This is a genomic window from Streptomyces sp. NBC_01320 (assembly GCF_035974375.1).
GTDB lineage: Bacteria > Actinomycetota > Actinomycetes > Streptomycetales > Streptomycetaceae > Streptomyces > Streptomyces yanii.
On sequence record NZ_CP108390.1, the window covers coordinates 5,114,947 to 5,132,043 of the forward strand.

Annotated in this window: 20 protein-coding genes; 11 read left to right on the plus strand and 9 right to left on the minus strand. The window is 70.7% G+C overall.

Going from position 1 to position 17,097, the window contains the following annotated elements:
- The first annotated feature begins 117 nt into the window (after window positions 1-117).
- From OG395_RS23020 to OG395_RS23035, 4 genes are all read left to right on the plus strand, one after another.
- Window positions 118-639, plus strand: coding sequence for a MarR family winged helix-turn-helix transcriptional regulator (locus OG395_RS23020; RefSeq protein ID WP_327244645.1), 522 nt, complete (start codon window positions 118-120; stop codon window positions 637-639).
- Between the two features lie 62 nt (window positions 640-701).
- Window positions 702-1,196 carry a sigma factor-like helix-turn-helix DNA-binding protein gene (locus OG395_RS23025; protein ID WP_327244646.1) on the plus strand — a complete coding sequence of 165 codons (495 nt, stop codon included), beginning with the start codon at window positions 702-704 and terminating at the stop codon, window positions 1,194-1,196.
- Window positions 1,193-1,444 (plus strand): hypothetical protein, encoded by a 252-nt coding sequence (locus tag OG395_RS23030; protein WP_327244647.1) that lies wholly within the window; start codon window positions 1,193-1,195, stop codon window positions 1,442-1,444. The genes OG395_RS23025 and OG395_RS23030 overlap by 4 nt, the downstream gene beginning before the upstream one ends.
- A gap of 121 nt (window positions 1,445-1,565) precedes the next feature.
- On the plus strand, window positions 1,566-1,757 hold the full coding sequence (locus tag OG395_RS23035; RefSeq protein WP_037688500.1) for a DUF1059 domain-containing protein: 192 nt from the start codon (window positions 1,566-1,568) through the stop codon (window positions 1,755-1,757).
- 218 nt (window positions 1,758-1,975) lie between these two features.
- Here OG395_RS23035 and OG395_RS23040 read toward each other — a convergent pair whose 3' ends face one another.
- Window positions 1,976-3,121 (minus strand): cystathionine gamma-synthase, encoded by a 1,146-nt coding sequence (locus OG395_RS23040; RefSeq protein WP_327244648.1) that lies wholly within the window; start codon window positions 3,119-3,121, stop codon window positions 1,976-1,978.
- 67 nt (window positions 3,122-3,188) lie between these two features.
- On the opposite strand from OG395_RS23040, the gene OG395_RS23045 reads away from it, so the two are divergent.
- The 5 genes from OG395_RS23045 to OG395_RS23065 all read left to right on the plus strand — a co-directional run bounded on the left by OG395_RS23045 (window position 3,189) and on the right by OG395_RS23065 (window position 8,445).
- A complete protein-coding gene (locus tag OG395_RS23045; protein ID WP_327244649.1) occupies window positions 3,189-4,292 on the plus strand; it encodes a hypothetical protein in 1,104 nt (367 codons plus the stop codon).
- A gap of 197 nt (window positions 4,293-4,489) precedes the next feature.
- A complete protein-coding gene (locus OG395_RS23050; RefSeq protein ID WP_327244650.1) occupies window positions 4,490-6,079 on the plus strand; it encodes a M48 family metallopeptidase in 1,590 nt (529 codons plus the stop codon).
- Window positions 6,080-6,116: 37 nt separating this feature from the next.
- On the plus strand, window positions 6,117-7,253 hold the full coding sequence (locus tag OG395_RS23055; RefSeq protein WP_327244651.1) for a hypothetical protein: 1,137 nt from the start codon (window positions 6,117-6,119) through the stop codon (window positions 7,251-7,253).
- 88 nt (window positions 7,254-7,341) lie between these two features.
- On the plus strand, window positions 7,342-8,007 hold the full coding sequence (gene msrA / locus OG395_RS23060; RefSeq protein WP_327244652.1) for a peptide-methionine (S)-S-oxide reductase MsrA: 666 nt from the start codon (window positions 7,342-7,344) through the stop codon (window positions 8,005-8,007).
- Window positions 8,008-8,088: 81 nt separating this feature from the next.
- On the plus strand, window positions 8,089-8,445 hold the full coding sequence (locus tag OG395_RS23065; protein WP_442818768.1) for a YrdB family protein: 357 nt from the start codon (window positions 8,089-8,091) through the stop codon (window positions 8,443-8,445).
- A 127-nt stretch (window positions 8,446-8,572) separates the two neighbouring features.
- Here OG395_RS23065 and gdhA read toward each other — a convergent pair whose 3' ends face one another.
- From gdhA to OG395_RS23085, 4 genes are all read right to left on the minus strand, one after another.
- Entirely contained in the window at window positions 8,573-9,952 is a 1,380-nt protein-coding gene (gene gdhA, locus OG395_RS23070) for an NADP-specific glutamate dehydrogenase (RefSeq protein WP_327249425.1), read from the minus strand.
- A 270-nt stretch (window positions 9,953-10,222) separates the two neighbouring features.
- Window positions 10,223-10,393: a hypothetical protein gene (locus OG395_RS23075; protein ID WP_266982203.1), complete on the minus strand. Its 171-nt coding sequence runs from the start codon at window positions 10,391-10,393 to the stop codon at window positions 10,223-10,225.
- Between the two features lie 139 nt (window positions 10,394-10,532).
- Window positions 10,533-10,907, minus strand: coding sequence for a DUF1330 domain-containing protein (locus OG395_RS23080; protein WP_327249426.1), 375 nt, complete (start codon window positions 10,905-10,907; stop codon window positions 10,533-10,535).
- 90 nt (window positions 10,908-10,997) lie between these two features.
- Window positions 10,998-11,510 carry a hypothetical protein gene (locus OG395_RS23085; protein ID WP_327244654.1) on the minus strand — a complete coding sequence of 171 codons (513 nt, stop codon included), beginning with the start codon at window positions 11,508-11,510 and terminating at the stop codon, window positions 10,998-11,000.
- 49 nt (window positions 11,511-11,559) lie between these two features.
- Between OG395_RS23085 and OG395_RS23090 the strand changes: the two genes are divergently transcribed.
- Window positions 11,560-12,123 carry an RDD family protein gene (locus OG395_RS23090; protein WP_327244655.1) on the plus strand — a complete coding sequence of 188 codons (564 nt, stop codon included), beginning with the start codon at window positions 11,560-11,562 and terminating at the stop codon, window positions 12,121-12,123.
- Window positions 12,124-12,239: 116 nt separating this feature from the next.
- On the opposite strand, the gene OG395_RS23095 is transcribed toward OG395_RS23090, so the two are convergent.
- The 4 genes from OG395_RS23095 to OG395_RS23110 form a co-directional block, all read right to left on the minus strand.
- Window positions 12,240-12,923 (minus strand): ABC transporter ATP-binding protein, encoded by a 684-nt coding sequence (locus tag OG395_RS23095; protein WP_327244656.1) that lies wholly within the window; start codon window positions 12,921-12,923, stop codon window positions 12,240-12,242.
- 45 nt (window positions 12,924-12,968) lie between these two features.
- A complete protein-coding gene (locus OG395_RS23100; RefSeq protein ID WP_327244657.1) occupies window positions 12,969-14,426 on the minus strand; it encodes an ABC transporter permease in 1,458 nt (485 codons plus the stop codon).
- 207 nt (window positions 14,427-14,633) lie between these two features.
- Complete coding sequence (locus OG395_RS23105) at window positions 14,634-15,899, minus strand: L,D-transpeptidase (protein ID WP_327244658.1); 1,266 nt, start codon at window positions 15,897-15,899, stop codon at window positions 14,634-14,636.
- Between the two features lie 207 nt (window positions 15,900-16,106).
- A complete protein-coding gene (locus OG395_RS23110; protein WP_327249427.1) occupies window positions 16,107-16,475 on the minus strand; it encodes a hypothetical protein in 369 nt (122 codons plus the stop codon).
- A gap of 154 nt (window positions 16,476-16,629) precedes the next feature.
- Here OG395_RS23110 and OG395_RS23115 point away from each other — a divergent pair, with 154 nt between their 5' ends.
- The gene (locus OG395_RS23115; protein WP_327244659.1) at window positions 16,630-16,935 is read left to right on the plus strand and encodes a hypothetical protein; all 306 of its coding nucleotides are present in this window, start codon (window positions 16,630-16,632) and stop codon (window positions 16,933-16,935) included.
- Window positions 16,936-17,097 lie beyond the last annotated feature (162 nt).

Below are 17,097 nucleotides of genomic sequence, written 5' to 3' on the forward strand. Positions count from 1 at the left end.
GCTGGTGCCGTCCTGCGTCGTTGTTCGCAGGTTTGTGCAGCACTGGTACACGTTGCCCCGTGGCCGCGTACTCTGTCCCCCACCCATCCGAACACCGCACGAAGAGAGCCCCCGGCCATGCCCCCTCAGGACATGACGACTGCTGCGTCTCCTTCCGGGGGCGCCACCCCCGACTCCCCGGGTCCCGACCACCTCCTCGATGTTCTGCAGCACCAGGTGGCCGTCTTCGCCCGCCGTGCCGAGCAGACCCGCCTCGGCGGTGTCGGCCAGGTCCGCAATTCCATGGACCGGGCGGCGTACCTGCTGCTGAACCGACTGGACCGGGAAGGCCCGATGGGCGTCAAGGCGCTGGCCGCGGGCATGGGGATCGACTCCTCAACCGTGACCCGTCAGGTCGCGCCGCTCGTCGACACCGGTCTGGTCAAGCGGACCTCGCATCCGGAGGACGGCCGCGCGGTCGTGCTTCAGCTGTCGCCGCGCGGACATGCGCGGCTGGACGAGGTGCGTGCGTCGCGGCGGGACCTGATGTCACAGGTGACGGGGGAATGGACGACGGAGGAGCGCGAGACGTTCTGCACGCTGCTGACCCGGTTCAACGCGGCGCTGGCTGCGCGGCAGCACCAGCCCGCGGGTGGCTGAGGACTGGAATATGCCTGTACGACCTCTTGACCCGGGGACCTTCCCGGGGCTCCGATGTGGGTGTGCGAGAGCGGCAGGCAGGAGTTCAGCGGCGGCGCGCCCAGGAGTTCGATGCCTTTGTGGCGGGCGCCGCGGGCCGGCTGCTGCATACCGCCACCCTGCTCACCGCCGAGCCGACGCAGCCGCCCGGCGCGAACGAACGGGCGCAGCGGCTGCTGACCGCCGCCCTGGCCCGCACGTACGCGGCCTGGGACGGGCTGCACGGTGAGGATCCGTACGACCGCACCCGGCAGGAGCTGGCCATCCGGTTCGCCCATGAGGCGTGGCGGCACCATCGGCCGCGCGGTGGGCTGTTGGATCCGCTGACCCCGCGGGAGCGGCTGGTTCTCGTGCTGCGGCTGTACGAGGGGGTCGCGGAGGAGCAGACCGCCGCGTTGCTGGGGCTTCCGGTGGACCGGGTCCGGGCGCTCTGCAACCGGTCGGTGGCCACGATGCGCGGCACCCGCAGGCCCGCGGCGCGGCGGCTGCCCGTACGACTGCTGGGGGCGGGGCCATGAGGCGTCAGGGCCAGAAGGAGGAGCAGGTCCGGCGGATGCTGGACGTGCCGCATCCGCCGGTCCCCGCCGATCTGGCGGAGCGGGCGGCGGAGCAGGGCGGCCGGATGCTGCGGCGGCGCCGTGCGCTCCGTGCGCTGGTGGTGTTCGTGCTGTGCGTGGCGGTGGTCGCGTTCACGGTGTGGGTGATGATCGCCGAGCCCTGGCACGTGCCGCCCGCGGATACGACCCCGCCCCTGGACGGGGCGTAAAGCCCGATTCCTGCGGATTTGGAGTGCCCGGCAGTAAGCTTCGCGGCGTCGCGGGGCTGCCTGCTGCCGGGCACTCCTATCCTGGATGTGACGGCATGCCGCACGAGCCGAGGAGGCCGTCATGACCAGGAAGATCGCTGACTGCCGCAAGCACCCGAGCGTCACGAACTGCTCGCTCACCATCGCCGGTGAGGAGGAGGAAGTGGTGCGAGCCGCGACGGAACACGCGGTCTCCGTCCACGAACACGCCGACAGCCCGGAGCTGCGGGAGCAGATCCGGGCGTCGCTGGAGGACGAGAAGGTCGACGCCTGACCCCCAGGACGCCGGGCGGGCGGGACGAGCGCCTGCCCGCCCGGTTCTGTGCCGCCGGACTCCCTGGACCTCTCTTCGGGATCGCGCCGGGCTCGCGGGCCCCGGCACGCACATCTGCCGCGTTGCCGTCGGTCACCGACGCTCCGCGTCGCCTCCCCCTCCGCCTTGCAGCTGCGCGCACCGGACCCCGCTCCCCGATCCGGTCGGAAAGAAAGGCCCTATCCGAGCGCCTGCGTCAGGTCGGCCAGCAGGTCGTCCGCGGACTCGATGCCGACGGAGAGGCGGACCAGATCGGCCGGTACCTCCAGGGCGGAGCCGGCCACGGAGGCGTGCGTCATCCGGCCCGGGTGCTCCACCAGCGACTCGACGCCGCCGAGCGACTCGCCGAGCGTGAAGAGCTCGGCCCGGTTGCAGACCTCGACCGCTGCCTCCTCGCCGCCCTGGACCCGGAAGGAGACCATGCCGCCGAACGCCTTCATCTGCTTGGCGGCGATCTCGTGTCCCGGGTGCTCCGGCAGCCCCGGGTAGAGGACCTGGGTGACCTTGGGGTGCCGGGTCAGCAGCTCGGCGACCTTGGCCGCGTTCTCGCTGTGCCGGTCCATCCGGACGGGCAGCGTCTTGATGCCCCGCAGCACCAGCCAGGAGTCGAACGGTCCGGAGACCGCGCCCATCGCGTTCTGGTGGTACGCCAGTTCCTCACCGAGCTCCGCGTCGGCGGCGATCAGCGCACCGCCGACGACGTCGGAGTGGCCGCCCATGTACTTGGTCAGGGAGTGCACGACGACGTCCGCGCCGAGCGCGATCGGCTGCTGCAGGTAAGGGCTGGCGAAGGTGTTGTCGACGACCAGCCGGGCACCCGCGGTGCGTGCCACGTCCGCGACCGCGGCGATGTCGGTGATGCCGAGCAGCGGGTTGGACGGCGTCTCGACCCAGATGACCTTCGTACGGTCGTTGACCGCGGCCCGGACCGCCGCCGGGTCCGAGGTGTCCGCGACGGAGTAGTCGACGCCCCACCGCTTGACGACCTTGGCGAAGAGCCGGAAGGTGCCGCCGTAGGCGTCGTTCGGGATGACGACATGGGCGCCGGGGTGGAGCAGCGTGCGGAGCAGGCAGTCCTCCGCGGCGAGCCCGGACGCGAAGGCGAGACCGCGGCGGCCGCCCTCGATGGCCGCGAGGTTCTCCTCCAGCGCCGTGCGCGTCGGGTTGGCGCTGCGGCTGTATTCGTAGCCGCCGCGCAGTCCGCCGACGCCGTCCTGCTTGTACGTGGACACCTGATAGATGGGCGGAACAACGGCGCCGGTGAGAGGATCGGCGGTGTTGCCCGCGTGGATCGCGAGGGTCTCGAAGCTGTGCTGGTCGCTCATGGGGCCCGAGCGTAGTTCGTCACAGGGGTGATCCACCTCCACTGCGCCGTCCGGTGACAATGGGCGCATGGAGATTCTCTGGTTCCTGATCGCGCTGTGCATGCTCGCCGCGGTCCTCGGCCCCTTCGTGCTGCGTCGCCGCTCCGGTATCCGCCAGGTCGCGCCCGGCTCCCCCGGCGCCGCCGACCCGGACACGTACGGCTTCGTGCGCCAGGAGCAGCTGGACATCCGGATGCCGGGCCCCGACCAGGACCTCCTCGATGTCCTCGATGTCGTGCAGCGCACCCAGGACTGGCGCGCCGCCTCTCAGTTGCTGGCGGAGACGCCGAAGGAGGGTGAGGTGCGGTGGCAGCGCGTGCAGGCGTTCGCCGGTGCCGCCTCCCTGGAGCTGATGCAGGCGCCCGGGGTCGGTGGTGCGTGGCTGCGGTCGTGGCGCGCCCAGTCGCCGAAGGACGCGGGTGGGGCCGCGGTGCACGCCGAGTTCCTGGTCCAGCAGGCATGGCGGTCGTCGTCCGCGGGTACGGACGACTTCCGGATCATCCTGGAGGAGGCCCGTACGGTCTGCGGCGAGGCGGCCCTGCTGGCGCCCGGCGACCCGGTCCCGTACATCGTCGAGCTGGCCGTCGCGCGTGGACTCGGCTACTCCCACGAGCAGTTCGACCAGCTCTGGGCGAAGATCATCGACCGCGCTCCGGCGCACATGGGCGCGCACATCGCCGCGCTGCACTTCTGGTGCGAGAAGTGGCACGGCTCCCGCGAGGAGGCCGAGCGGTTCGCGACGTCCGCCGCGGCCCGCGCCCCGCAGGGTTCGCTGCTGGCCGCGTTGCCGCTGTTCGCGGTGTACGAGCATCTGCCCGAGGTCAATCTGGTGCAGGGCTTCTACCGGGGCGTCGTGGTGACGAAGGCCGTCGAGGGCGCCTTGTTCGCGGTGCACGCGGCGCGCCCCGACGACCCGATGCTCGCCCATGTCCGTCATCTGCTGGTGCTGTTCCTGGTCCGGATGGAACGCTGGGCGGAGGCGATGCACCAGTTCGTCCACATCGACGGGCACGTGGGCGCGCTGCCGTGGACGCAGAACCCCGACCCGGCCGCCGAGTACACGGTCTACCGGGCGCTGGCGGTCGCCGGGTACGAGGCGAACGGCGGCAGCCCGGCGACGCTGCCGCGGTGAGGGGGGCCGGTTCCACCGCCGGTCAGCCCTCGTTCCACCGCCGGTCAGCCCTCGTTCCACCGTCGGCTGCGGCTGTCGCCGAACCACGTTGCCGCATCCGCCCGCGGTAGGACATACTCCGGTTCCCCCCACAACCCGCACCGCCCCGACTCCGCCGTTCGCCATACGTTTCTCATTCCCGTGGGGGGAATCGCCCGATGGGCCCATCTCTGCGTGCCGCGCGCGCCCTTGTCCTGCTCGCCGGCTTCTATCTGCTGAGCGTCGTCCTGCTCGCCGTCCTCGGAGCCCTCGACTGGGCGGCGTTCGCGTGGACGACGAGCAGCGTCGCCGCGAAGCTGTTCGTCCTCAGCGTCGTCCTGGCCGTCCCGATCGTGCGGGGCATGTTCATGCTGCGCACGCCGAAGGACGAGGGCCTGGCCGGACTGCCGGTCGACGACACCCACGAACCCCGGCTCTGGGCCACCGTCCGTGACATCGCGCAACAGGTCGGCACCCGCGCGCCGGACGAGATCGTGCTCACCGGCGATGTGAACGCCGCGGTCAGCGAGGACGCCAGGTTCCTCGGCCTGGTCGGCGGAAGGCGCCGGCTCTATCTCGGCCTGCCCCTGATGACCGGCCTGTCCCAGGCCCAGCTGCGTTCCGTACTCGCCCATGAGATGGGCCACTACGGCAACTCCGACACCCGTCTCACCGCGATCACCGCGCGCGGCCGCATCCAGGTGATGCGTACCATCGCCCACTTCCAGGAGCGGGCGGGCAAAACCGTCGCCAAGGAGCAGGCGCGCCAGGAGAAGAAGGCGGCGAAGGCCCTCGCCAAGGGCAAGAAGGCCAAGGAGATCGACACCGGTGGCGCGGGTGTCACGTACCGCGCGATGGCGGCGATCTACACGGCGTACGCGAAGTTCTACATGCGTGCCACGCTCTCCGGCGCCCGCCGCGAGGAGCTCGCGGCCGATGTCGCCGCGGCCCGGATCGCGGGCCGTGACGCGACCGCGTCCGCCCTGCGCGAGCTCCCGGCCCTCGACGCCGCCCACGGCTTCTACATGAACGGGTACGCCACGCTCGGCGTCGAGGCAGGAATGCTGCCGCTGCCCGGCCAGGTCCTCGGAGGCGTACGGCATCTGCTGGCCGCCCGCCAGGACGAACTGGACGAGATGCGCGGCTCCCTGCCGACCGAGCCGTCCTCCCCGTACGACTCGCATCCGCCGATCGCGGAGCGCGTCGCCCGGATCGAGGCGCTGCCGGACGACGGCCGTGCCTCGGAGCCGGTGGAACCGTCTCTGGCCCTGCTCGCCGATCCCGAGCGGGCGCTCGCCGCCGTCGAACAGGCAGTCCTCACGCCCGAGGCCCTGAGGCTGCGTCGTGCCGACTGGCCGGAGCTGGTACACGAGTCGATGGCGTCGTACACCGAACGGTCGGCGCAGGGGTTCGGCGCGGTGGTCGCCGAGGCGACCGGCGGCGACGGCTCGCTCGCCGCCACGCTCGACGCGATCGACGCGGGTGCGCTGTGGCAGATCGCCGACCGGCTGCCCAAGTCCGAGGAGGCCGCCGCCGCGACCGGCCGGGCGGCCCGCGAGTTCGCCAGGCCCCGGCTGCGGTCCGGCCTGTCGCAGCTGGTCAGCAACGAGTGCGTACGGCAGGGACGGGCCCGCTGGCAGCTGTCCTGGTCCGACTCCGCCACGCTGGAGCTGCCGCACGGGTACGCGCAGGAGCTCCCCGCGGCGCTGGACGCCGCCGTGGCGGACATCCCGGACACCGAGCCGCTGCGCAAACTGCTCGCCCCGTGAACGGCACGCTTCTTCCCTGATTGGACCGGTACCTCCTGTGGCACGACTGATACCCCTGCTGGCGATCGCGTTCGGCGTCTACTTCTGGCTGAAGGCACGGAAGAACACGGCGTCGTCCGAAGACGCCCCGGGCGCCGCCCCCTCGGCACCCCGGAAACGCCGGAGCCGGAAGTCCGACCCGGCGAGGGCCGCGGCGGAGCTCGGCTTCGTCCCGGCCGACGCCATCGACATCGCACACGCCGCCGCCCCCGACCCGCACGACGAGGAGGTACGCGCCACCGTCCGGGCCGGGAACTGGCAGGCGGGCGCCGACTTCCTCGCCGGCGCGGGCCGGGACTGGCAGGAGCGCTACCGGCGTGCCGGCGTCCTCCAGGACGAGGCCGCGGCCGACGACACCTGGCTGCTGGCCTGGCGCACCGCGCAGCCGAAGGACGCCGGTGCCGCCCTCGTGCACGCGGGCGCGCTGATCAGCGTGGCGGCCGACATCCGTGGTGCGAAGCAGGCGAAGTACACCACTCAGGAGCAGTTCGCCGGCTTCCACCGGATGATGGCCCAGGCCCGGGTGGCCTGCCACGAGGCCCAGGAGCTGGCGGGCGACGACCCGTGCCCGTACATCGCCGAGATCTCCTGCGCCCTGGGCCTCGGCTACGGGCACGACGACTTCCGCGCCCTGTGGGCCGAGATCGAGAAGCGCGACGCACACCACCTCGCGGCTCACACCTCGGCGCTCCAGTACTGGTGCCGCAAGTGGCGCGGCTCGCACGAGCTGGCCGAGCGGTTCGCGCGCGAGGCGGCGGCGAAGGGCAGCCCCGGCCGGCTCCTCTCCTTCCTCCCGCTCTACGCCGCGTTCGAGCAGGAGACGGCGGAGCAGGACGCCGATCCGGACGTGTACTACAAGAGCCCCGAGCTGATCGCCGCGGTCGACGCCTGTCTGATCGATGTGGCGGCCGCCGCGGAGGCCGCCCCCGGGGACCCGCGGATCGTCCGGGTCCGCCACATGCTCGCCTGGCTGCTGTACTGGCAGGATCGGTACGAGGAAGCGGTGGAGCAGTTCCGTGCGGTCGACGGCCATATCGACAGCGCCCCGTGGACGTACTCGGGGGACCCGAAGGAGCGCTACCTCCAGGCCCGCGACTTCAGCGCCGCACAGGTCCTGGCGGCGAGCGGGAACTGACCGCTGCGACGCGGCGGGGGCGCCGGAATCCGCGGCGGCCCCGCCACGTTGTACGGGCTGCACATCCCTATCCCGGAGGAGCCCCCGCATGTTCCTGCAGCGCCGCACCCCGCAGCTCCCCACCCCGGAGGAGGCCCTGCGCGGCCGCCCCACCCCCGAATTCACCGTCCCGTCCCGCCACACGGTCCTCGGCAATCCGCTGCTGGGCCCGTACCCGGACGGCCTGGAGGTCGCGGACTTCGCGCTGGGCTGTTTCTGGGGCGCCGAGCGCAAGTTCTGGCAGACGGACGGCGTCTGGACGACGCTCGCCGGCTACCAGGGCGGCTATACGGAGAACCCCGCGTACGAAGAGGTCTGCTCGGGCCTGACGGGGCACACCGAAGCGGTCCGCGTCGTCTTCGACCCGAAGATCGTCACGTATTCCGAGCTGCTGAAGGTCTTCTGGGAGTCCCATGACCCGACACAGGGCTTCCGTCAGGGCAACGACGTGGGTACGCAGTACCGCTCGGCGGTCTACACCCACTCCCCCGAGCAGGAGGCGGCCGTTGCCGCGTCCCGCGAGGCGTACCAGAAGGTCCTGACGGCCTCCGGCCACGGCGAGATCACCACGGAGATCCTCCCGGCGGAGGGCCGCACGTTCTGGCCCGCCGAGGCTTATCACCAGCAGTACCTGGACAAGAACCCGGCGGGCTACTGCGGGATCGGCGGGACGGGCGTATCGTGCCCGATCGGTGTCGCGCCCGCGGACGGCTGACCTGCCGCCCGCCGTCTCGCGGACCTGCCCGAGGAGGAGTCCCACCCGATGACGAGCGACGGCCTCGACAGCCTTGCCGCGATGCGCGGCCGCCCCTGGTTCATGGCCAACGAACTCCTGGCGTTCGTCATCGAGTTGGCGGCGCTGGCGTGCCTGTCGTGGTGGGGTTTCACCGCCGGCGGCGGGGCCGCTGCCCGGTGGCTGCTGGGGCTCGGAATGCCGGCGGTGGCCATCGTGCTGTGGGGGCTGTTCGCCGCTCCTCGCGCCCGGGTCCGGCTTCCGCTGTGGGGCGTCCTGCTGGTGAAGGCGGTCGTGCTCGGCGGCGGGGTGTACGCGGTGTACCGCGTGGGTCATCCGGTGGCGGCGTCGGTGGCCGGCGTCGTGGTGGTCGTGAACACGGGGCTGGCCGAGTTCTTCCGGCGCCGCCCCGCGCGGTGACGGGGCTCTCGGGGCCTCTCGCGTTCGGATCACGCCTGGCTCGCGGGGACCGATCCGAAGGGAAGGGCCCCGACGCCGCCGGCCCGGCTGCGGAGGCGGCCGGGCCGGCGGTGCGTACGGCGCGGGATCAGATGAGGCCCTGCGCGAGCATGGCGTCCGCGACCAGTTCGAAACCGGCGATGTTCGCGCCGACCACGTAGTTGCCGGGGCTGCCGTAGCGCTCCGCCGTGGTGAAGCAGGAGTCGTGGATGTGGCGCATGATCTCCGCGAGCCGCTCCTCGGTATGCGCGAAGGTCCATGAGTCGCGTGACGCGTTCTGCTGCATCTCCAGCGCGCTGGTGGCCACTCCGCCCGCGTTGGCGGCCTTGCCGGGGGCGAAGGCGACGCCCGCTTCCTGGAGGACCCGCACGGCCTCCGGGGTGGTGGGCATGTTGGCGCCCTCGGCGACCGCCTGCACCCCGTTGCGTACGAGCGTCAGCGCATCGGCCTCGTGGAGTTCGTTCTGCGTGGCACACGGCAGGGCCACGTCGCAGGGGACGTTCCACACGCCCGTGCCGGCGACGAAGCCGACATGCGCGCCGCGCCGTTCCGCGTACTCCGAGACCCGGCCGCGACCGGCCTCCTTGACCTCCTTGAGCAGGGCGAGGTCGATGCCCTTCTCGTCGACGACATAGCCGTCGGAGTCGGAGCACGTCACCACGGTCGCGCCGAGCTGCTGGGCCTTCTCGATCGCGTAGATCGCGACATTGCCGGAGCCCGACACGACGACCCGCCGGCCGTCGAGGGATCCGCCCCGGCTCCTGAGCATCTCGTCGGTGAAGAGCACACAGCCGTAGCCGGTGGCCTCGGTGCGCGCCTGGGCACCGCCCCAGCCCAGGCCCTTTCCGGTGAGCACACCGGACTCGTACCGGTTGGTGATCCGCTTGTACTGGCCGAACAGGTAGCCGATCTCGCGGCCGCCGACGCCGATGTCACCGGCCGGGACGTCCGTGTACTCGCCCAGGTGGCGGTGGAGTTCGGTCATGAACGACTGGCAGAACCGCATGACCTCGGCGTCGGAGCGGCCCTTCGGGTCGAAGTCGGCGCCGCCCTTGCCCCCGCCGATCGGCATGCCGGTGAGGGCATTCTTGAAGATCTGCTCGAAGCCGAGGAACTTCACGATGCCGAGGTCGACAGAGGGATGGAAGCGCAGCCCGCCCTTGTACGGTCCCAGGGCGCTGGAGAACTCGACCCGGAAGCCGCGGTTCACATGGATGTCGCCGGAGTCGTCCGACCACGGCACTCGGAAGATGAGCTGACGCTCCGGCTCGCAGATGCGCTCGATGATCCGCGCGTCCACGAACTCCGGTCGCTGCGCCAGGACCGGGCCGAGCGTCTCGAGGACTTCCCGTACCGCCTGATGGAACTCGCTCTCGCCCCGATTCCGCCGCAGGATCTCCGCGTACAGCGGCTCGATGACACGGATCTCTGCTGCGTGCGGCTCCGAGGAAACAGGGGTGGCCTGCATCTGATCAAGACCTTCCATGGGTCGGCAACATGCGCGAAGGCGCCCCGTCCCGAGGGGCACCGCCGGTCCCCCTCCCCATTGAGGACGTCACCCGGACATCGTGAGAAGTGCCCTCACCGATGCGACGTACGGGACCGTTGTGACGTGCCGATTGTCCCAGGGGAGCCGCAAGATCCTCGGCCGCATCCACATACTGAGCCTTCCCCGGGCCTTCCGGCACCGGGCGTATGGCGCAATCCGCCCCGGATGCGGCCGGTCGGGGCGCGCGGGTCAGGCCTCCTCGCGCCTGTCCCGCAGCATCCACAGCCGCACGCCGGACGCGAGGACGACAGCGCCCGAGACGACGCTCAGGGCGATGTGCAGCCCGGTGTCCTCCATCAGGTTCAGGCCGACATTGGCGACGACTGCGAGACAGAGCACGAGCCAGAGCAGCGGCTTCATGAGGGTTCCCTCCGTGGTTGATCCGATGGGTTCCATCCTCCCGGGCGGGATGCGCCGCAGCGAGGGACCCCCCACCCGGAACGGGGGTGTACTCAGCTACACCTCGCAGAGCCTGCAGCTCCTCGGGGCTCAGAGCCTGTCAGGCATTGACGGCCGCTGCCGCCGCTCGCATCGCGGCCGCGGTCGCCGACGCGTCGTACTTCGGTCCGACGCCTTCGACGAGCACCGCGTCACCCGCCATGTTCCGGGTCCGCAGCGGCAGCAGTTCCCGGTAGGCGTCCGACTCGTACCAGCCGCGGGCAGCCGTCATGCTCGGGAACCCGATGACGACGAGCGCACCCGGCCATTCGCCCTCGATGACCTCGACCTGCGCGCCATGGACGAGGAAGCGGCCGCCGAAGGGGTCCATGGTCGACTGGATGCGCTCGATGTAGGTGAGAACCTCCTCGCAGGGGTGGGCGGCGGGGTGCAGGTGGGCTATGGCGTATGCGGTCGTGGTCTCGCCCTCCGGGATCTGCGTGCTGCCGTGTCTCCGTCAGCCGGTGTGCACCCTGCTGCCCGGGGGCGTGCGGAGCGTCGATTACCTCCGGGGTAGGGGCGGGGCTCAGTCGGTGATGCCCAGGTCCTCCCGCATCAGCTCCCGCATCGCGTCGAGGTACGGACTCGCCGCCCTCAGGTTCTCCAGGATCCGGGTCACGGTCTCGCCGTCGCGGGCGAGACCGCGATCGAGGCGTTTGACGGCCCCGTCTGCGTTCGCGAGGACCTGGTTGAGGTCACGGGAGGCCTGCAGGATCCGCTCCGGGACGATCATCTGCGCCTCGGCGTAGCGGTCGCGGTGGTCGAGGCGGGCCTCTTCGAGCTGGGTGCGTTCCTGCTCCGTATAGACGCCGTCCCTGATCCGGTGCAGGGCGTCCTTGAGGAGTGTGTGGAACTGCCGGGAGGCCCGGTTCATGGCCGTGTACTGGATGCGCCGCTCTTCGAACCTCCGCCGCGTGTCGGCCAGTTCGGCCTCCTCCTGGCGCTGTCGCGCGGTCATTCGGTGCGCGAGCATCGGCGCGAACAGGGTGCCGAGCACGCCGACGACTGCGGTGATCATGGCGGTGATGGCAGCGGTCATGACGGTGAGATTAATGCGATGAGCGGAGGGGAACAGACATGATGCAGCCATGACAACATCACTCACCGCACCGCTGCCCCGTACCCCACCGCGCGCCGGGGACATGCGCCGCTTTCTCGCCGTCGGGCTCGACTGCTACCTCTGCCTGCTGACCGTCGGCTTACTGGCCCGGTCGCATGCCCACGCGGCCACCGGACCACAGCTCGCCGGCCTGATCCTCGGGCCGGCGCTCGCGTTCTCGTTCCTCAACCAGGTGGTGCTGACCGCGCTCGTCGGGGCCGGTGCGGGCAAGCTCATCATGGGCATACGGGTCATCAGACTGCCCGACGCCGGTCGCCCCGGCCTCGGCCGACTGACGCGGCGCTGGCTCCACGGGCTGGCCCGGCTGCCGCTGCAACCCTGTTACTGGCTGCGCCCGTTGCGCTCCGGCTTCTCCGGTACGGGCGAGGGGCCGCGCCCCGCGGGCAGCACCCCGCCCGGCCGCCCGCGGGCGGACCCGTCCGCCGACCTCTCCGGACTGCGCCAGGTCCGCCGCAGCGACCTCGCCGCTTACCGGAGCGCCTGCGAAACCGTGTACGGAACCGCCAACGCCGGGCAGGGGCAGCGGCGTTAGCGCCGTTGCCCCTGCCCGGAAGGCCGGTGTGCCCGAGCCGGGTGCGTCCGCGCGTCACGCGTACGCGTCCGTACGCCGTCTTCTGCGTCCGTACGCCATACCGTGGCGTCCGTGCGTCAGGCCGCCGCGTTCTCCGTGATCGTGACACGGCCCTTGCGGATGGTCGCCAGCCTCGGCGCCCTGCGGGCGATCGCGCTGTCGTGGGTGACCATGATGAAGGTCAGCCCGTGCTCCTTCCACATCGTCTCCAGCACCTCCATGACCTCGTCGCGCATCGATTCGTCGAGGTTGCCGGTGGGCTCGTCGGCGAGCAGCACCTTCGGCTGCTTGACCAGGGCCCGTGCGATCGCCACACGCTGCTGCTGCCCGCCGGACATCTCACTCGGGAGGTGTCCGAGCCGCTCACCGAGTCCGACGGAGTCCAGCGCCTCCGCGGCCCGCCTGCGCCGCTCCGCAGGCCTGCCGCCGAGCGGGACGAGCGCCGTCTCGACGTTCTCCTGCGCGGTCAGCGTCGGGATGAGGTTGAAGCTCTGGAAGACGAAGCCGATGTTCTGCGCGCGTACCTTGGTGAGCTTGGCCTCGCTGAGCTTCGCGAGGTCCACACCGTCGAGTTCGACGCTGCCGGCCGTCGGACGGTCCAGACCGCCGAGCATCTGCAGCAGCGTGGACTTGCCGCCGCCGGTGGGGCCCTGGATGACCAGGCGTCCGCCGTCCTCGATGGTCAGATCGACGCCGGCGAGCGCATCGACGGTGGACTTGCCGCGGGTATAGCGCTTGGTGACGCCGCTGAGCGTGTACATGGGTCAACTCCTGCTGGACTGAAGGGGGTGGGGCTCGCGGGCGGGCTATTCGACGCGGCGCAGCGCGTCCGCGGGGCGCAGCCGGGAGGCCCGCCAGCCGCCGAACGCACCGGCGATCAGCCCGCCCGCCACGGCCAGCGCGACGGCGATGAGGATGGTGGAGAGGGAGACGGGTGCGGTCAGCGCGATGTCGAGGGACTTGGACGCCGCCTGCCGGGCGGGGCCGCCCATGCCGCCGGGGCCGCCGGCCATGCCGCCACCGCCGCCCGAGCCACCGAGCTGCGCGGTGAGGGTGGGGCTGATGGCCGTCACGACGTAGGCGCCGGCCAGACCGACCGCGATGCCGAGGACACCGCCCATCAGACCGTTGACGAGTGCCTCGCCGACAACCTGGCGGGTGACCCGGCCGCTCTTCCAGCCGAGCGCCTTCAGCGTGCCGAACTCCCGCACCCGGCGGCTGACCGCGGAGGAGGTGAGCAGTCCGGCGACCAGGAAGGCGGCCACGAGGACCGCGATCGACAGCCACTTGCCGACGCTGGTGGCCAGGTCGGAGGCGGTGGACAGGGAGCCGGAGACGGTGTCGGCAAGGTCCGCGGAGGTGGTGACGGTCGTGCCCGAGATGTTCTTCTGGATGGCGGACTTGACGCTGTCGATCTGCTGCGAGTCGGCGGCCTTGACGTAGACCGTGGTGACCTTGTTCTTGGCGTCGGCGAGGGTCTGCGCCTGCTTCAGCGGGATGTAGAGGTTGGCGGCCGCGTCGCCGCTGTCCGCCGTCGAGACACCGATGATCTTGTACTTGGTCCCGGAGACGGTCACGGTCTTGCCGACCGCGAGCTTCTTCTGCTTGGCGTACGAGGCGTCGACGACCGCGACCTCGGCGTCGGTCTCGGTGGCCTTGAACGTACGACCCTTGGTGATCTTCGACGAGGTCAGCGGGCCGAGGTCCTGCTTGGTGACGTCGGTCCCGTACACGGAGTACGAGTTGACGTCGAACGAGGCGCCGCCGCCCTGGACCTCACCCTGCGGCTGCGTCGTACCGCCGCCGCCGGGACCGCGCTGGTCGGTGGCGCCCGCGTTCCCGTTCTGCTTGAACTCGCCGCGCTTGAACTGGCCGTCCACCTTCAGGACGTTGAGGCTCAGCCCACCGACGGCGTCCGCGACGCCGCTCTGCTTGCCGACCTTGTCGACGGTGGTGGAGGACAGCGTCTGGAAGCCCTGGACCATGACGCGGTCCGAACTCTGCTTCGAGTCATCGCCCTTGGCGTCGAACTCGAACCTTGGGCGCTGACTGCTGGAGCCCGGAGCGGCGGCGGCCTTGGTGACCGTCATGTCCGTACCGAGGCCGTACAGCGATTCCAGGACCTTGTCCTGGGCCTTGCTCATGCCCGAGGAGACCGAGCTGACGATGATGACCAGCGCAATGCCCAGGGCGAGCCCCGAGGCGACGACCAGCGCCGCCTTTCTGCGGCGGCGCAGCTCGCGCCGGAGGTAGGTGAAGAACATGACGCGACGCTATGGATCGGTTGTGATGGCGAGTTAAGGCCCCGATGAGATCAGGATGAGAACGCTTCCGTACGACGAAGGCGGCGGCACCGGGGATCCGAGGGGATCCGTGGTGCCGCCGCCTTGTGTGCGTACGTGGCGTCGGGGATTGCGCGGGTACGCGGTCGAGCGCGGGATACGGAGGGCGTCCGGGGACGCCCACCGGGGTCAGACTGCGGAGCCTGCCTGCCAGTCGGCCCAGCTCAGGTTCCAGCCGTTGAGGCCGTTGTCGGGGGTGATGGTCTTGTCCGGGGAGTTCTTGACGATGACCACGTCGCCGACCATCGAGTTGTTGTAGAACCACGCGGCGGGCTGGTTGGCGTCGCCCGCACCCTTGACGTCGGCGAGGCCGACGCAGCCGTGGCTGGTGTTGGCGCTGCCGAAGACCGACCGCGCGCCCCAGTAGTTGCCGTGGATGAAGGTGCCCGACGAGGACAGCCGCATGGCGTGCGGCACGTCCTTGATGTCGTACTCGCCCTTGCCATCGGCGTCGGTGAAGCCGACCGTCGCGCCGTTCATCCGGGTCTCCTTGAACTTCTCGGAGATCACCATCTGACCGTTGTACGTCGGGTTGGCCGGGGAACCGGCCGAGATCGGGATGGTCTTGATCGTCTTGCCGTTCTGGGTGACGGTCATCGTCTTCGCGCCGGCGTCGACCGTCGAGACCTGGTTGCGACCGACCTTGAAGGTGACCGTCTTCTGCTGCACGCCGAAGACGCCGTTCGCGCCCTCGACGCCGTCCAGCGCCAGCTTCAGCGTGACGGTGGAGCCGCCCGTCCAGTACTGCTCGGGGCGCAGGTCCAGACGCTGCGAGTTGAACCAGTGGCCGACGACCTGCTGGCCGCTGCTGGACGTCACGGTGATCCCGGCCTGAACGGCCTTCCTGTCCGTGATCGGCTTGTTGAAGTTGATCGAGACCGGCATGCCGACGCCGACCGTGGAGCCGTCCTCGGGGGTGAAGTTCCCGATGAAGCTGTTGGCGGGCGACACAGTGGTGAACGAGGAGTTCTCGTGCGCCTCGCGGCCCTTCGAGTCCTTGGCCGTCGCGTTGATCTTGTACGTGGTCGAGCGCTCCAGCTGCCCGTTCGGCTGCCAGCTCGTGCCGTCGGCCGCCAGGGTGCCCTGGACGTTCGCACCGGCCGACGTGGTCATGGTGACCTCGCTCAGCTTGCCCTTGGTGACGGTGACCTTGGCGTCGTTGTTGATGCTGGCGTTGGTCGCGCCGTTCTTCGGCGAGATCGCTATCTGCGCCTCGGAGGCGTCCTGGGCTGCCGCCTTGTCGACCGCTGCCGCCTGCGACTTCTTCGAGCTCTCGGCGCTGGCCTTGTCTCCGCCGTCGCTGCAGGCAGTGAGTACCAGAACGCCGCCGAGCAGTGCGGACGCGGCCATCAGGCCCCTGCGTCGTTTGCTGTCCGTCATCACACGCTTCTCCATCGTTGCCGTATCCCCCGTAACCCCGAGCAGAGCCGCCGGCCGGCGGTACCCCGTCAATGTTCCAAGAACACCCGGGAAGGGTTCTCCGTTCCACATCCGTCCAAGATGTGGGGAACACCACTCATCGACGCAGCCGTGGCAGCTGTGGTTCCAGGGCCGAACACCTGGTGGCCCCGACCTACCGGGAACAGGCCGGGGCCGGTGTGTTCACCGGCTGGACCGCTGTTCCCCGTCGTCGTGTTCCTCCCCATTGTGCGCGACGTCGTCGTCGTCCTCGTCGCCGTCGCCGTATCCCTCGTCCTCGTCGTCGAGGTCCCAGGCGTCCGGGTCCTCGGGGTCGTAGTCGACGATCTCGCTGGTCCAGGAGGCCTGGGCCAGTTCGACCCCCGGCACCTCGCCGACCAGATCGAACGGGTCGACGAGGGAGGCGAGAGCCTCCGCACCGTCTGCCCGCACCGCGGACTCGGCATGCATGCGTTCCTCGGCCGACTCGCCGCCTGGCTCGCCGTACTCGGCGGCGATGCTCTCCAGTGCCGTACCGCTGAGGGCGTCCGCGTCGGTGATCTCCACCACCATCTCCACGCGAAGACGAACAAACCGTGATGTCTCTGAAGTGCTCATACGCCGGAGCGTAGGGCCAAGGGCTCTCCCGGCTTTCCCGCGACCCGCTGCTTTCATTAGCATCGGCGCAGCCGGCTAACTCACTGCTGTCACAAGGGGGATCGATTCCGTGGCCATGGCCCGCCGTCCGCTCCTGACCGCCACCGCGGCGGCCACGCTGCTGTGCGCCCTGTGGTTCGTCCCGTCGGCCAACGCGACGGACGATGCCGACGGTGTGGCCGGTGCGCCGGGCAGACCGGCGGTCACGAGCACCGGGGACGAGGGGGCCGGGCCGGCGTTCGCCGAGACCGGGGCCGGGGTCGACACCACTCCGTATCTGATCGGTGGCACAGCGTTCCTGGTCGTCGGCGCAGCGTTCGTCGCCCACTCGGGGCGCCGCGCGGGGACGTTGTCCTCGATCACCGGACGGGCTTGAGGGACGGGTCCGGTCGGCAGATACGCCGGATGCCCCCGGGAGGCGTCCGCAACATATCGCCGTCCGCCCGAAGGGCGGGGCCCCGGCGTCCGGTGCATGGGATCGCAAGACGCCCTGATGCCCAAGTAGGCGGAGCCACTTGGGCATCAGGGCAACACCGCG

Coding starts and splice junctions, on each gene's coding strand:
- OG395_RS23020 (WP_327244645.1), top strand. CDS start 118: ATGCCCCCTCAGGACATGACGACTGCTGCGTCTCCTTCCGGGGGCGCC.
- OG395_RS23030 (WP_327244647.1), top strand. CDS start 1,193: ATGAGGCGTCAGGGCCAGAAGGAGGAGCAGGTCCGGCGGATGCTGGAC.
- OG395_RS23035 (WP_037688500.1), top strand. CDS start 1,566: ATGACCAGGAAGATCGCTGACTGCCGCAAGCACCCGAGCGTCACGAAC.
- OG395_RS23040 (WP_327244648.1), bottom strand. CDS start 3,121: ATGAGCGACCAGCACAGCTTCGAGACCCTCGCGATCCACGCGGGCAAC.
- OG395_RS23045 (WP_327244649.1), top strand. CDS start 3,189: ATGGAGATTCTCTGGTTCCTGATCGCGCTGTGCATGCTCGCCGCGGTC.
- OG395_RS23050 (WP_327244650.1), top strand. CDS start 4,490: ATGGGCCCATCTCTGCGTGCCGCGCGCGCCCTTGTCCTGCTCGCCGGC.
- msrA (WP_327244652.1), top strand. CDS start 7,342: ATGTTCCTGCAGCGCCGCACCCCGCAGCTCCCCACCCCGGAGGAGGCC.
- OG395_RS23065 (WP_442818768.1), top strand. CDS start 8,089: ATGCGCGGCCGCCCCTGGTTCATGGCCAACGAACTCCTGGCGTTCGTC.
- gdhA (WP_327249425.1), bottom strand. CDS start 9,952: ATGCAGGCCACCCCTGTTTCCTCGGAGCCGCACGCAGCAGAGATCCGT.
- OG395_RS23075 (WP_266982203.1), bottom strand. CDS start 10,393: ATGAAGCCGCTGCTCTGGCTCGTGCTCTGTCTCGCAGTCGTCGCCAAT.
- OG395_RS23085 (WP_327244654.1), bottom strand. CDS start 11,510: ATGACCGCTGCCATCACCGCCATGATCACCGCAGTCGTCGGCGTGCTC.
- OG395_RS23090 (WP_327244655.1), top strand. CDS start 11,560: ATGACAACATCACTCACCGCACCGCTGCCCCGTACCCCACCGCGCGCC.
- OG395_RS23095 (WP_327244656.1), bottom strand. CDS start 12,923: ATGTACACGCTCAGCGGCGTCACCAAGCGCTATACCCGCGGCAAGTCC.
- OG395_RS23100 (WP_327244657.1), bottom strand. CDS start 14,426: ATGTTCTTCACCTACCTCCGGCGCGAGCTGCGCCGCCGCAGAAAGGCG.
- OG395_RS23105 (WP_327244658.1), bottom strand. CDS start 15,899: ATGGAGAAGCGTGTGATGACGGACAGCAAACGACGCAGGGGCCTGATG.
- OG395_RS23110 (WP_327249427.1), bottom strand. CDS start 16,475: ATGGTGGTGGAGATCACCGACGCGGACGCCCTCAGCGGTACGGCACTG.